The organism is Ruegeria sp. CDSA221 (assembly GCF_059611825.1).
On sequence record NZ_JBXWPK010000005.1, the window covers coordinates 350,941 to 365,140 of the forward strand.

The 14,200-nt window shown below is 57.4% G+C and carries 16 protein-coding genes; 6 read left to right on the forward strand and 10 right to left on the reverse strand.

The annotated features are described in order from the left end of the window. Nucleotides 1-159: 159 nt before the first annotated feature. Nucleotides 160-1,878 (forward strand): bifunctional sulfate adenylyltransferase/adenylylsulfate kinase, encoded by a 1,719-nt coding sequence (locus AC2FJ5_RS10710; protein WP_282021518.1) that lies wholly within the window; start codon nt 160-162, stop codon nt 1,876-1,878. Between the two features lie 57 nt (nt 1,879-1,935). Here the strand turns inward: AC2FJ5_RS10710 and AC2FJ5_RS10715 are convergent, their stop codons facing one another. From AC2FJ5_RS10715 to AC2FJ5_RS10730, 4 genes are all read right to left on the reverse strand, one after another. Continuing rightward, nucleotides 1,936-2,796 (reverse strand): hypothetical protein, encoded by an 861-nt coding sequence (locus AC2FJ5_RS10715; RefSeq protein ID WP_496793331.1) that lies wholly within the window; start codon nt 2,794-2,796, stop codon nt 1,936-1,938. Continuing rightward, on the reverse strand, nt 2,796-3,680 hold the full coding sequence (locus AC2FJ5_RS10720; protein WP_496793332.1) for a PhzF family phenazine biosynthesis protein: 885 nt from the start codon (nt 3,678-3,680) through the stop codon (nt 2,796-2,798). Before AC2FJ5_RS10720 ends, AC2FJ5_RS10715 begins: the two co-directional genes overlap by 1 nt. A gap of 92 nt (nt 3,681-3,772) precedes the next feature. Continuing rightward, on the reverse strand, nt 3,773-3,997 hold the full coding sequence (locus AC2FJ5_RS10725) for a DUF1150 family protein (protein WP_142636543.1): 225 nt from the start codon (nt 3,995-3,997) through the stop codon (nt 3,773-3,775). 5 nt (nt 3,998-4,002) lie between these two features. After that, nucleotides 4,003-4,416: an Hsp20 family protein gene (locus AC2FJ5_RS10730; RefSeq protein ID WP_142636541.1), complete on the reverse strand. Its 414-nt coding sequence runs from the start codon at nt 4,414-4,416 to the stop codon at nt 4,003-4,005. A gap of 163 nt (nt 4,417-4,579) precedes the next feature. On the opposite strand from AC2FJ5_RS10730, the gene AC2FJ5_RS10735 reads away from it, so the two are divergent. From AC2FJ5_RS10735 to AC2FJ5_RS10750, 4 genes are all read left to right on the forward strand, one after another. Beyond that, nucleotides 4,580-4,804: a YdcH family protein gene (locus tag AC2FJ5_RS10735; protein WP_037308505.1), complete on the forward strand. Its 225-nt coding sequence runs from the start codon at nt 4,580-4,582 to the stop codon at nt 4,802-4,804. Between the two features lie 76 nt (nt 4,805-4,880). Continuing rightward, nucleotides 4,881-5,366: a 5-(carboxyamino)imidazole ribonucleotide mutase gene (purE, locus tag AC2FJ5_RS10740; protein ID WP_271949196.1), complete on the forward strand. Its 486-nt coding sequence runs from the start codon at nt 4,881-4,883 to the stop codon at nt 5,364-5,366. After that, entirely contained in the window at nt 5,363-6,118 is a 756-nt protein-coding gene (locus tag AC2FJ5_RS10745) for an NAD(P)-binding domain-containing protein (protein ID WP_496793334.1), read from the forward strand. The genes purE and AC2FJ5_RS10745 overlap by 4 nt, the downstream gene beginning before the upstream one ends. A 2-nt stretch (nt 6,119-6,120) precedes the next feature. Continuing rightward, on the forward strand, nt 6,121-7,188 hold the full coding sequence (locus AC2FJ5_RS10750; RefSeq protein WP_496691013.1) for a 5-(carboxyamino)imidazole ribonucleotide synthase: 1,068 nt from the start codon (nt 6,121-6,123) through the stop codon (nt 7,186-7,188). Between the two features lies 1 nt (nt 7,189). Here AC2FJ5_RS10750 and AC2FJ5_RS10755 read toward each other — a convergent pair whose 3' ends face one another. The 6 genes from AC2FJ5_RS10755 to AC2FJ5_RS10780 form a co-directional block, all read right to left on the reverse strand. Further along, entirely contained in the window at nt 7,190-8,341 is a 1,152-nt protein-coding gene (locus AC2FJ5_RS10755; protein WP_496793335.1) for an alpha-D-ribose 1-methylphosphonate 5-triphosphate diphosphatase, read from the reverse strand. Then, nucleotides 8,338-9,111 (reverse strand): alpha/beta fold hydrolase, encoded by a 774-nt coding sequence (locus tag AC2FJ5_RS10760; RefSeq protein ID WP_496750298.1) that lies wholly within the window; start codon nt 9,109-9,111, stop codon nt 8,338-8,340. The genes AC2FJ5_RS10755 and AC2FJ5_RS10760 overlap by 4 nt, the downstream gene beginning before the upstream one ends. Before the next feature lie 38 nt (nt 9,112-9,149). Next, on the reverse strand, nt 9,150-9,992 hold the full coding sequence (locus tag AC2FJ5_RS10765; protein ID WP_496691016.1) for a DMT family transporter: 843 nt from the start codon (nt 9,990-9,992) through the stop codon (nt 9,150-9,152). Nucleotides 9,993-10,231: 239 nt separating this feature from the next. Continuing rightward, nucleotides 10,232-11,872, reverse strand: a complete 1,641-nt coding sequence (gene groL / locus AC2FJ5_RS10770) for a chaperonin GroEL (RefSeq protein ID WP_496691017.1) — start codon at nt 11,870-11,872, stop codon at nt 10,232-10,234. A 55-nt stretch (nt 11,873-11,927) separates the two neighbouring features. Continuing rightward, nucleotides 11,928-12,215, reverse strand: coding sequence for a co-chaperone GroES (locus tag AC2FJ5_RS10775; protein ID WP_120632017.1), 288 nt, complete (start codon nt 12,213-12,215; stop codon nt 11,928-11,930). Between the two features lie 151 nt (nt 12,216-12,366). Further along, nucleotides 12,367-13,041: a DUF2161 domain-containing phosphodiesterase gene (locus AC2FJ5_RS10780; RefSeq protein WP_282021525.1), complete on the reverse strand. Its 675-nt coding sequence runs from the start codon at nt 13,039-13,041 to the stop codon at nt 12,367-12,369. A gap of 136 nt (nt 13,042-13,177) precedes the next feature. Between AC2FJ5_RS10780 and AC2FJ5_RS10785 the strand changes: the two genes are divergently transcribed. Continuing rightward, nucleotides 13,178-14,158: a TraB/GumN family protein gene (locus AC2FJ5_RS10785; RefSeq protein ID WP_496793337.1), complete on the forward strand. Its 981-nt coding sequence runs from the start codon at nt 13,178-13,180 to the stop codon at nt 14,156-14,158. Nucleotides 14,159-14,200: the final 42 nt, after the last annotated feature.

Sequence of the window (14,200 nt, forward strand, 5' to 3'; positions counted from 1 at the left end):
TCGCGTCAAAATGTGGAAAATCCTTCCAATCCGGAGAAAAACCGCGCATATCGTCCTTTGTTTCATAAATCCATCTGGACTTCACCCAACCGCCGGGGCACATGCCCGGCAAACGCCCCTGAATCACTGGCCAACCCATCCTTCGACAAGAGAATTCCCATGACGATGTTGAGCAATCTGGCGCCGATCTCTGAACTTTATGTTTCGTACGAGTCCGCACAGAAACTGAAAGTAGAAGCTGCCGACCTGACAAGCTGGGACCTGAGCCCTCGTCAGATCTGTGATCTGGAACTGCTGATGAATGGCGGGTTCAACCCGCTCAAAGGGTTCCTAAGCGAGGCCGATTACGACAATGTCGTCGAAAACATGCGCCTGGCCGACGGCACCCTTTGGCCGATGCCAATCACGTTGGATGTCAGCGAAGACTTCGCTGAGGGCATCGAACTGGGTCAGGACATTGCACTGCGCGACCAGGAAGGTGTCATTTTGGGCACCATGACTGTGACCGACCGCTGGACGCCGAACAAGGCACGCGAGGCGGAAAAGGTCTTTGGTGCAGATGACGATGCCCACCCGGCGGTCAACTACCTGCACAACACTGCCGGCAAGGTTTACTTGGGCGGCCCTGTTGTTGGTATCCAACAGCCCGTTCACTATGACTTCCGTGCCCGCCGCGATACACCGAACGAGCTGCGCGCCTATTTCCGCAAGTTGGGTTGGCGCCGTATTGTTGCGTTCCAAACTCGCAACCCGCTGCACCGCGCGCATCAGGAACTGACCTTCCGCGCCGCCAAAGAGGCGCAGGCCAACCTGCTGATTCATCCTGTTGTTGGTATGACCAAGCCGGGCGACGTGGACCACTTTACCCGCGTGCGTTGCTATGAGGCTGTTCTGGACAAGTACCCGGCCTCGACAACTTCGATGTCACTGCTGAACCTGGCGATGCGTATGGCAGGCCCGCGCGAGGCGGTGTGGCACGGGTTGATCCGCGCCAACCACGGCTGCACGCATTTCATTGTCGGCCGTGACCACGCAGGCCCCGGCAAGAACTCGGCCGGCGAAGATTTCTATGGCCCCTACGACGCGCAGGATTTGTTCCGCCAATTCCAGGATGAAATCGGCGTCGAAATGGTCGATTTCAAGCACATGGTCTTTGTGCAGGAACGCGCTCAATACGAACCGAATGACGAGATCGCCGACAAAGACAACGTCACAATCCTGAACATCTCGGGCACAGAACTGCGCCGCCGTCTGGCCGAAGGCCTGGAAATCCCCGAATGGTTCAGCTTCCCTGAGGTTGTGACCGAGCTGCGCAAGACCAAACCGCCACGCAGTCAGCAGGGCTTTACCGTATTCTTCACCGGTTTCTCCGGATCGGGCAAATCGACCATCGCCAACGCGCTTATGGTAAAGCTGATGGAGATGGGCGGTCGTCCGGTGACCCTGCTGGATGGTGACATTGTTCGTAAGAACCTGTCATCGGAACTGGGCTTCTCGAAAGAGCACCGCGACCTGAACATCCGCCGCATCGGCTATGTGGCCAGCGAGATCACCAAGAACGGCGGCATCGCTATCTGTGCCCCAATCGCACCCTACGCCACGACCCGCCGCGCCGTCCGCGAAGATGTCGAAGCGTTTGGCGCTTTCTGCGAGGTTCACGTGGCCACCAGCATCGAAGAATGCGAACGCCGCGACCGCAAGGGCCTGTACAAGCTGGCGCGTGAAGGCAAGATCAAGGAATTCACCGGAATTTCCGATCCCTACGACGTACCTGCCAATCCTGAGCTGAGCGTCGAGACCGAGAATGTGGACGTAGACAACTGTGCCCACCAGGTTCTGCTCAAGCTGGAAAGCATGGGTTTGATCGCCGGATCGTAACCTGCGCAAAGAATCAAGCAAAAGGCCCTCGGTTTCCGGGGGCCTTTTTCTATTGGATTATAGTTCTGCCCGAATGGCGGCGACAGCGCGTCCTTCGAAATCACCAAATTCCGCCGCTTTGGACTGGCTGGCCCGCAGGGCATCTAGACGCGCGGCATAGTCATCGACCGAAGCGGCTTGAATCGCACTCCGAATGTCGGCCTTGGAATCGCACAGGACCATACCGGATGTGTCGAAGAAATCACCAATATTGGGACAGCCCCAATAGATCGGCACAGTCGAGCACAAAATCGCGTCTGTCAGCTTTTCCGAAAAGTAATTCCGCTCCCGCACATTCTCGATCACCACCGAATAGCGATATGGGGCCAGCCCGTCAGACTTCAGGTCAAACGGAGTATAGCCACGCCCCATAATATCGACATCTGCCCCGGATTCACGAACCCAGTCGATCACGGAATGGCGCAGCTGATGTCCTTCGAGATCACGTTTGGCCGAGGCGATCAGAGAACAGGATTTGGATTTCTCAACCAAAAGTTCTCGCCAATCAGGCACCATCGTCACGCCATAAGGCAGAAACACGGCGTTTGGGATACCTTGCAACAAAGCATCATGAAAGGTCAGCACCCGGAAGAACCGCCGCCACGTATAGCGCAACATGCGATCATGTTTGGCATGGATGGCCGAAGGCTCTCCCATCATCAAAGATATCCGCGCACGTGTTCCCCGACGAAGACGCAGATGTACGGTGGAATTGGGGTACATGATCAGATGGTCCGTGTGCGCAAGATCGCCCACTGTTTTTCCGATCAGACGATCCGGGCAACCTTCGGGCCAGGTCAGTTCCGACAAAGGAACCGTGGCCAGTTTCGGCCCTAACCGATGCCCATAGGGCAATATGGCGATTGCAGGTTCTGTCATCATCCGGCATCTGGCAAATTGACCTGACCCCGCATCAGAATATGCCCGCGACCGGCGACCTTGATGCCTGTCATCGCATCCGATGGGCCAGCTCGGGTAACAGTCGCCTGACCGGGGCGCCCCATATCATGGCCTTGCTCGGCAATAAAAACGTCCTTTGGCATCAGCCCATGTTTCCAGAGATACGCCGCCATCGCACCTGTGGCAGATCCGGTAAACGGATCCTCGGGCGGGCTGGGCGGGGCCAACAGCAATCTCGAGAATGTATCGCCTGCTTTGGTCGCGCCTTTGAGCGTTACAAGAAAAGGTTCGGCCATATCGGAGCCGGAAAAGCCCGCCTTTTCGGCAATCTCGCGCAAAGGCCTTTCGACCAGTTTTGCCGCGCGCAGGGCGTCGTGATCACGAAGAACAGTGACACAGAAGGGCAGCCCGGTAGAAACAAATTGCGGCGGCGAGATAATCGCCTCTTTGGGCAGGCTGATGGCAGAGGCGACCAGCTCGGCGGGAACATAGGCGCCGAATTGTGGTGCAATCTGCGTCATCTCGATTTCATCACCGCTGATGCAGATCGAAACGTTCCCCGCGCCGGTTTCAAGCGTCAGGGTATTGCCTTGCAGCATTCCTCTGGACTGTATTGCAGCTACGGTTGCGATCGTGGGATGCCCGGCAAAGGGGATTTCGCGACTGGCCAGAAAATAACGAACCCGGAAATCGGCCACATCGGACGGGCCAGTAAAGGTGCATTCAACCAAGGACGTCTCGCGCACATAGGCCATGCAGACGTCTTCGGACAGAGCTGCCCCACCATGAACAACAGCGCACCCATTGCCACCAAAGGCGCGATCGCTGAAGGCGTCTACCCAGTCAAAGTCGAACCAATTCATGTGTCGTGCACTCCGATATTCGAACCATCATAGGTTCGACTGTCTCGCCCGACAGGCCATGGATGTCACGAGGAAAACGTACGGAGGCCGCTTTAGTGCACGGCCACCGGTGAAAAATCATGCTCGCGCGCCAGGTTAAACGCCAGCTTGCGATCAGCAACCAGTGCCAGTTGCTGGCCGTCGGCATCGTGTACCGCATATAGCAGGCTCAGATCTCCGGCCTGTTCGCGAACTTCCCGAGGTAGATCGGCGACTTCAACTGTTTTGACATAGACGATCCGATCGCCTTCGGCGTTGATTTCAAACGGTGTATTCATTGCTCTTACCCCTTTCTTATGTTGATCGTTTGCACCACGGTTTCGGGCACGGCGCGGGTCAGATCCACATGCAGCAGACCATTTTCAATGATCGCTTCGCCAACCTCGACCCCATCGGCCAACACGAACATGCGCTGAAACTGACGTGCCGCGATCCCACGGTGTAGAAAGATACGTCCTTCGCTGTCGTCGCGCTGACGTCCCCGGATCACCAACTGTCGATCTTCGATGGTAATCGACAGGTCCTCTTCTGCAAACCCGGCCACGGCCAAGGTAATGCGGTAGGAAAAATTCGAGGTCTGTTCAATATTATAGGGCGGATACCCTTCATTTCCGGCCTTTGCAGACCGCTCCAGAAGGCGTTCCAACTGCTCGAACCCCAAAAGATGCGGGTATGAGCCCAGAGTAAGTTTAGACACGTATTTTCGTCCTTTATTGCCAAAGCGACGTGTTGTGCGGCCCCATTCTGGCAACCGCGTATAATAGAATATGGGAATATACAGCGATGTCCACAAGGTCTGGCCGGATCAAGCCTGACACACTATCTTGTGTGACAAGCACCACAACAACTCTGAGTCGCCAATGAACGCGCCCACCGATCTTTCGATGAAAACTGATGAGGTTCTGCGGGTAGAGCTGGAAGTTTTTCGCCGTCAACACCGTGATCTTGACGAAGCAATCGAGGCGCTTCAGGCCACTGGCACCTCGGATCAACTGACGATCAAACGATTGAAAAAGCAGAAACTGCGCCTGAAAGACATCATTCGCCTGATCGAAGACCGCCTGACCCCGGATATCATCGCCTGAGACATCTGAACCGCATTGCCACAAAGGCGGATTTGGCTATAGTTCGCGCTCTTTTGGAAGGCAGGGACGCAAGCGGATGAGCGACGTTAAAGTGGGGATCATCATGGGAAGCCAGTCAGACTGGTCCACGATGAAAGAAGCCGCAGATATTCTGGATGAGCTGGGCGTAGCCTATGAAAAACGCATCGTTTCAGCGCACCGCACCCCAGATCGCTTGTGGGACTATGGCAAGACTGCTGTCTCGCGCGGATTGCAGGTGATCATTGCAGGGGCCGGCGGGGCCGCGCATTTACCGGGTATGATGGCCTCGAAAACACGCGTTCCTGTGATCGGCGTTCCGGTGCAGACGCGGGCACTGTCTGGCGTCGATTCGCTCTATTCCATTGTTCAGATGCCCAAAGGGTTTCCGGTTGCGACTATGGCGATCGGGTCGGCAGGCGGTGCCAATGCGGGATTGATGGCCGCTGGCATTCTGGCGCTGCAGGATAACGCTCTGGCCGACCGGCTGGATGCCTGGCGCGACGCGCTATCGGCCTCAATCCCCGAAGAACCCGAGGGATGAGCCGGATCGGATTCATCGGCACGGGCCATATTGCGGCCCCGATGGTGCGTTTTTTGGCCCGTAAAGGGCACGAGATCTCCGTGACAGAACGCAATGACCAGGTTTCAACCGCGCTAAAGGCTGAACTGGGTGTGTCTGTCACGACGCCACAGGCCGTGATTGATGCATCCGAGATCGTGTTCCTGTGCCTGCGCCCACATATCGCTGCGGACGTTCTGGCCGCCTTAACGTTTCGATCCGACCATCAGATCGTCTCGGTCATGGCAGCAGTTTCGAAAGATGAACTAACCGAGCTCTGCTCTCCGGCGCCGGCAATCGTGCAAACCATTCCGCTGGGATTTTTGGAAGTCGGTGGTTGCCCGCTTGTCGCTTTCGGCAACGATCAACTGCTGGTCGATTTGTTCGCACCGGAAAACCCGGTGATCAAGGTCGCAGATGAGGCGGCACTAAACGCACATTTCGCCATTTGCGCCATGGTCCCTGGCCTTCTGGACCTGATGGCGACCGGAGCAACTTGGCTGGGAGACACAACCGGAGACGCAGCCGGGGCCGAATTCTACACCACCCAGTTGGTATCGGGCTTTCTGCACGCGATGGATAAGAAGGCCGCAGGCCGCCTAGAGGCCGAACGCGATGCGCTGGCCACTGACGGCACGCTGAGCCTGCAAATGACACAGACCCTGCAAGATCAGGGCGCGCACAAGGTATTGCACGCAGCACTTGGCGCTATTGGCAAACGTTTGGAGAGTTGAGAATGGTGGAAATGCTCGCCCCCGGCGCGACAATCGGGATTTTGGGCGGCGGTCAACTGGGCCGTATGCTGTCCGTTGCTGCAGCCCGGCTGGGTTTTGTGTCGCATATTTATGAACCCGGTGCGACCCCGCCTGCGGGTCATGTGGCGGATCGTGTGACCACCGCCTCTTATGATGATGCCGAGGCCCTCAAGGCCTTTGCCGAAGCAGTCGATGTCATCACCTATGAGTTCGAGAACATCCCCACCGAAGCACTGGACATTCTGGAAGTCCACCGCCCCATCCGCCCGGGGCGCGAGGCGCTGCGGGTCAGTCAGGATCGACTGAACGAAAAGGCTTTCTTGCAAGGGCTGGGCCTGAATACCGCACCCTTCGCCGATATCACGGATCTGGACAGCCTGAAGGCTGCGATTGACAAGATCGGCACCCCTGCCATCCTGAAGACCCGCCGATTTGGCTATGACGGCAAGGGACAGGCCCGGCTACGCAGCCCCGATGACGCTGAAACTGCTCTGGCCGATATGGCGGGTGCGCCTGCGATCCTTGAAGGGTTTGTCGATTTCAGCCATGAGGTATCAATCATCGCCGCGCGCGGATTGGATGGTCAGGTCGCCTGTTTCGACCCCGGTGAGAACGTGCATCGCGATGGCATTTTGCATACCACCTCCGTCCCTGCCCGCCTGCCCGCAGCAAAGCGCACAGATGCGATCCTGTTGGCGGCAAATATCCTGAACGCCTTGGACTATGTCGGCGTCATGGGGGTCGAGTTGTTCGTGACCCCGCAGGGTCTGATCGTGAACGAGATCGCACCGCGCGTGCATAACTCGGGCCATTGGACACAGAATGGCTGCGCGGTGGATCAATTCGAGCAACATATCCGTGCCGTGGCAGGCTGGCCTCTGGGCGACGGGCAGCGTCATTCAGACGTGGTGATGGAGAACCTGATCGGCGACGATATGGACCGCGTACCTGAACTCGCGACCGAACGTGATGTTGCGCTGCATCTTTATGGCAAGGCCGAGGTGAAGGCAGGCCGCAAGATGGGTCATTTTAACCGCATCACGCGGTAAATCAGCCGACAAACCGCGCGGCGATATCCCCGGCCATATAGCTGACGCGCCCGGCAGCCAGCGTTGCCGCGACACGGTTTGTATCTGCCTCCAGAATGACCAGATCGGCACGCTGCCCGGGGGTGAGCGTGCCGCGATCTTGCAACCCAAGTACGCGGGCTGGCCCTGACGACACCAGCGCCCATGCGCCCGCCATGTCCAGAAGGCCGGATTTGGCCAGCATCAAGGCTGCCCGGCGCGGGCTGGGATAGTGATAATCCGAGGCCAGTGCATCGCACAGCCCCATCGCAATCAGGTCCAGCGCGCTAACATTCCCTTTATGCGACCCGCCGCGCACCACATTGGGCGACCCCAGGATGATGTGGTCTCCGGCGGTGCGGGCGGCCTCGGCGGCTTCCAGCGTTTCGGGGAACTCTGAAATCCGCGCGCCCCGCGCGCGCCAATCGGAGCGTGTTTGGGCTTTTGCGTCATCGTGGCTGCCCATGCGGACGCCCTGCTTTGTCAAATCAGCACAGAGTATATCCAGTGCGGTAGACACCTCATCGCGGCGAGCATGCATCGACAGCAGCATTTCGAAATGCACCTCGGGATTGCGACCGGCCTTGAGCGCCTGACCGGTCAGACGCGGGGGCTTACGCCCTTCAGCCAGACGGTCATGCGGCAGGTGGTCGTTGAACACGACATAGGGCACCTGCCAAGCCGCAATCTTTTCTGCCAGTCCGGCGTAATCGTCCAGCATATGCGTTTCGAACCGAAGCTGGGGCATCAGATCGGTGACGGTGTGGTCCTTGACTGCCGCAATGGCATCAAACACCTGCCCTGCGAACTCAGGCCCGCGCACCCCGCCTTCCCAACTGTAAAACTGGGCCAGAACGGCTGTGGTGATGCCATTGGCCGCCAGTTCAGCCTCGACCGAGAGGATCCCTTCGTTCATCTGCTTCATGGCACCGCGACGGGGCGCGATGTGCCGTTCAAACCCATCGCCATGCAAGTCGATAATACCGGGCAGAACCAGATATCCTGACAGGTCGATCTGCCGCCCGGCAGGGCCTGTCTGAACCACGCCATCGGCAATGGTCAGATCGACATCCGTCAGCCCCTCGCCGGGCAGAAGAACCTCTGCACCGGTCAGAGTCAGGCTTAATGCGGTCATTGCGTGGACTCCGAGTCAGGTTCCGAGCAATCCTGTCCGATGCAGATCTCGTCAATAGCTTCCATCACCCCGTCAAGCCAGGTGATCTGCGGGTCGAACTGGCCGAATTCAATGAAGTGCAGGGCCTGAGCCATGACTCGCGGATTATTCATCATAAACGTGTGGGTCACCGGCAGAACCAGGTGATCAGTCATTCCTTCGACCTTGGTGCTTTCAACCGAAACCTTACCGTCATCGGGCCCATCAATCAGTGAAGAAAACACCGGGTTTAATGAGTTCTCGCCTGCGATAACACCCAGTTCAAAATCCACCGGCGGTAGACGACCCGGAATCCCTTCGGCGCCTGTGCCCAGTTGAAGGCCCGCAGGTCCGTTGAGATAGCCGAACACCTCCCACGCGCTAAGTTCATCGACCAGTTGGCTGCCCTGATTGGGCGGCCCCAGCATGACGACACGACCCAGGTTTTCCGGGCTATGATCCTTGAGCCAATAGCGCAACAAAATGCCGCCCATCGAATGTGCCACCACATTGACAGTGTCATCGCCACAAGACGCAAAGGCATCAGGAATGGTTTGTTCGGCCAGTTCGGGAATACCGATCTCGGTCGAGGGATAGCCCGGGCGCACAACCGAATAGTCATGTGACTTGAACAGCTGCTCCATCACGGTGAAAGAGGCCTCGGTCCGCGCAAGACCATGCAACAAGACCACGCATTTCGCGCTGGCCGCGGCGGGGAGTAGAAAGAAAAGCAGGGCGATCAGAATTTTCATAAGCGCCAGATAATGCCTAAGCGCCCCTGATGAAAGCCCTACCCCCGCTGACGTCGCAGCACCGCCAGCGCAATGCCGCCCAACACCAGCGCTGCGCCAATCAAAAGCCGGGCCTCTGCTGTTTCGCTCAGCAAGAGGACACCACCCAGAATAGCAATCACGGGCACGCTCAACTGCACTACAGCTGCAACGGTCGGCGCCAGTTGGGGCAAAACACGGTACCACAACGCATATCCCAGCCCCGAAGTGACCGCCCCGGATATTGCCGACAGCAACAAACCGGTGCCCGTCATCTGCCAACCTCCGCCGAGCAGCAGCAAAGCTCCGGCCGTCACCGGAAGGGCAATGACGAAATTCGCCGCCGTACCGGCAAGCGCATTTGGCTCGGACCGTCCCGCCAGAGAATATGCTGCCCAGCCAATCCCGGCAGCGCACATCAGGGCGGCTCCGACCGGGTCCACCTGAACCGTTCCCGACGGCCAAAGCACATAGGCGAGGCCACCCAATGCAATCGCCGCTCCCAGAAGTTGCTGTCGTGTCGGTGAATTTCCAGTCACGGCAGTGGCCACGAACATCGTGATTTGCACCACCCCGAAAAGGATCAAGGCGCCCAGCCCAGCATCCAGTGTAAGATAGGCGATCGAGAACCCGATCATGTAAAGCGACAAGGCGCCGGCGCCAATGAACCGGCGAGAGCTGCGCAACGGCAGGCTGCCGCCACGTATCAAAACCAGCACCGCCAGCATGAGCGCCCCTGCCAGAACGCGCATAACCGCAAACCCGGCCGGGTCGCTATCGCCGCCTTCAACGGCCATCCGGTTCAGAATAGAGTTCGCTGCAAAGGCGCACATGGTGAGGGCGGTCAGAAGGAACAGTCGCATATCAACCCGATATCGGTTTCACACCGGTTTGGGTACTCACTTTCCTGAAGGGACCGGTTAGACCGTCGACCTCGGAACAGTTTGAGCCACAGTTTCAGTCAAAAGCGGCGTGTCAAAACGAAACGGGGTCGCCCGAAGGCGACCCCGTTCCTTAGCTCTGCAGCTCCCCTCTGGGCGGTTTGGCTATGCTGCCAAGCGCCTGTGGGGCCGTCAGAATTCGCCTAAGCGAATTCGACGTTTTACATCATGCCGCCCATGCCGCCCATGTCGGGCATGCCGCCGCCAGCAGGTGCATCTTTCTGCGGCTTGTCAGCAACCATTGCTTCGGTAGTGATCAGCAAGCCAGCAACCGACGCTGCATCTTCCAATGCGGTACGGACAACTTTGGCCGGGTCAATCACGCCGAATGCGAACATGTCACCATATTCTTCAGTCTGCGCGTTGAAGCCAAATGCCACATCGTCACTTTCGCGAACTTTGCCAGCAACAACCGCACCGTCGACACCTGCGTTTTCAGCGATCTGGCGCAGAGGCGCTTCGATTGCCTTACGAACGATGTTGATGCCTGCGTCCTGATCAGCGTTTGCGCCTTGCAGAGTGTCCAGTGCTTTACCGGCCTGAACCAGAGCAACACCACCGCCCACAACAACGCCTTCTTGAACAGCAGCGCGGGTCGCGTTCAGAGCATCGTCCACACGGTCCTTACGCTCTTTCACTTCAACTTCGGTCATGCCGCCGACGCGGATAACAGCAACACCGCCTGCCAGTTTGGCAACACGTTCTTGCAGCTTCTCACGGTCGTAGTCCGACGAGGTTTCTTCGATCTGGGTGCGGATCTGAGCAACACGTGCTTCGATCTCGGCTTTTTCGCCAGCACCGTCGACGATGGTGGTTTCGTCTTTGGTGATTTCGATTTTCTTGGCAGTGCCCAGCATGTCCATGGTCACGGACTCAAGCTTCATACCCAGATCTTCGCTGATGACCTGACCGCCGGTCAGGATTGCGATGTCCTGCAGCATGGCCTTACGGCGATCGCCGAAGCCCGGTGCTTTGACAGCAGCAATTTTCAGGCCGCCGCGCAGTTTGTTAACAACCAGAGTTGCCAGCGCTTCGCCTTCAACGTCTTCTGCAATGATCAGCAGCGGCTTTTGCGACTGGATCACCTGCTCGAGCAGCGGAACCATCGGCTGAAGCGAGGACAGTTTCTTTTCGTGCAACAGGATCATGCAGTCTTCGAGGTCTGCAACCATCTTGTCAGCGTTGGTGACAAAATAAGGCGACAGGTAGCCGCGGTCGAACTGCATGCCTTCGACAACATCGGTCTGGGTTTCCAGGCCTTTGTTTTCTTCGACGGTGATAACACCTTCGTTGCCGACCTTCTGCATCGCGTCTGCGATTTGCTGGCCGATCTCGGTTTCACCGTTGGAAGAAATGGTGCCAACCTGAGCAACTTCAGCCGAGTCTTTGACTTCACGCGAGGCGTTCTTGATGCCTTCAACAACCTTGGCAGTTGCAAGGTCGATGCCGCGCTTCAGGTCCATCGGGTTCAGGCCCGCTGCAACCTGCTTCAGACCTTCTTTGACGATGGATTGAGCCAGAACGGTTGCGGTGGTGGTGCCGTCGCCGGCTTCGTCATTGGTGCGGCTGGCGACTTCTTTCACCATCTGCGCGCCCATGTTTTCGAACTTGTCTTCCAGTTCGATTTCCTTGGCAACCGAAACACCGTCTTTGGTGATGCGCGGTGCGCCGAAAGATTTGTCCAGAACCACGTTGCGGCCTTTGGGGCCCAGGGTCACTTTAACAGCGTCGGCCAGGATGTTCACACCTGCCAGCATGCGGTTACGGGCATCGGTGTCGAACTTGACGTCCTTAGCAGCCATGTCGTTTCTCCTTGAGAAAATGTATTGGGATGAAGATCAGAGGAAGCGCGTGGGCTTACTCGATGATCCCCATGATGTCGCTTTCTTTCATCATCAGCAGCTCTTCGCCGTTGACCTGAACCTCGGTGCCCGACCATTTGCCGAACAGGATCTTGTCGCCAGCTTTTACAGCCATTGCGATCAGCTCGCCGCTGTCCTTGCGTGCGCCTTCGCCGGTCGCAACAACTTCGCCTTCGCTGGGCTTTTCTTTTGCGCTGTCTGGAATGATCAGACCACCAGCGGTTTTCTCATCGCTTTCGGTACGGCGAACCAACACGCGGTCATGAAGCGGTTTCAATGCCATCTTTGCAGCTCCTTGGGCTCAAAGTTTATTTATCCTCCCCTCACCTTGTGGTGAGGCGTTAGCACTCGACCCTTGCGAGTGATAACGGCGTATAGCTAGGGGGTCGAAATCCCTGAGTCAACAAGCGTGAAGAATTTTTTATCCTTGGGACTCAGTCAGGCTGATCCCAGCTATAGGCCCAGTGCTTCAGACCCTCTTGTCCGGATTCCGACAAGGCGTAGACGCCTTTTTCAATTTTGTCGAACCAGCCATAATGGTTTTCGCGCATTAGCCGGGTCGCAATCGAAACACCGGTTGCCTTAGCAACATCTGCCCCTTTTGTGGCACCACATTCTGCAAGATGCGCCGCACAGCGCAAAGCATCCTGACGATAGGCGGTGACGAGGCCGTGGCGTGTGGCGCCGCCTGCGTTCGGATCACCTTCAAGCCTGTCAAACTCGCGCAGCAGCCGCGCTGTTTTGGCCTTGTCTTTTCGCGGGGCGTAGGGCCCAGGATCACAATGCACCTCGACAACGCCATCCGCCCGAACAGTTATCAGGCCAAGGCCCAACCTTCGACATAGCGCCGTGTTGTCCTTCAACGCCCGCCTGGCCGTGCGTCCGCGGGGCTTGAGAACACAGATATAGACATTTTCAGTAACCTTCAGTCGGGTGATTGCCTGGTGAAACAGCGCCAATGAGAAACGCAACTTCAACTCTACAATCACAGGCTCTTCACCCTCACGAACAGCCATGACATCGACCGCACCGACCTCGCCTTTGACGGTATAGCCCTGACGCTCTAACAGCGCCTTGATTGGGGGGTAGAGATCCTGCTCGCGGTCCATGTGGCTCATGCTATTCGAATTACTGTGGAATGCCAGACACAGATCAGGTCAGTGTCCATCCAGGCAGGTTGAACACCGGCCTTGGCCCCGGCAAGGTCGCACCCCATATAGGGATTGATCCAACCAGGATGGTACGATGCGTTTTTTGATCTTTTTGGCTTGTCTGCTGGTACCTTTCTCGGCCCAAGCGGCCTGCGAGGGGCGCGACCTGAGGTCTGACCTAAGTCCAGAGGCGCAAGCTGATTTGCAGCAGGCTTTGGCCGACTTCCCGTACCCGGAAGGCAATCACTGGATCGCGACAAAAGGCGATACAGTTCTGCATCTGATAGGAACGCTGCACACAAACGACCTGCGTATGGACGCCGTCACAGAAAGGCTGGAACCGACACTCAGCCAGGCGGATGCGTTCTATTTCGAAGTGACCCAGGGCGAAATGACTGCATTTGAACAGGAATTGGCCAAAGACCTCAGCCCTGTTCTGATAACCTCAGGTCCCACCCTGATTGAGCTGATGCCGGAAGAGGACTGGGCCGCCCTGTCCAGCGGCCTGGCAGAGCGTGGCATCCCCAGTTGGATGGCTGCAAAAATGCGCCCCTGGTTTCTGAGCATGATGCTGGGTGTCCCCCCATGCATGACCGAGAATCCGGAAGCCAGCTATGGAATGGACGCGCGCCTGACCGACATGGCCGAAGCCCATGACATCCCCCAGTACTCGTTAGAGCAGATTGACGATCTGATGGCGATGTTTGACCAGCACCCGATCGAAAAGCAGGTGCAATCACTGATCCGCATGGCCAGTGCCTTTGAAAGCAGCGAGGATCAGCTGGCGACTATGGTCAATGCCTATCTAGAAGAAAAGCACGCAGAGATCATCCAATTTGCCAGACTACAAGGGCTTGAAACATCCGGTCTGTCACAAGAGGTCTTCGACGAAGAGTGGTCCAGTTTCGAACAGCAACTTCTAGTCGGGCGCAACAACAACTGGATGCAGCACATATTGGCCATTCAGGACCAAACGGTGGTCATTGCTGTGGGCGCCGGACATTTGGGCGATGACCATGGTCTGTTGAACCAGTTGGAACAGGCTGGATACACGCTGAAACGTGCCGCTTTCTAGGCCCGGCCTTACCCTTCGTCGCAGTTTACGCAGGGGCGGGTG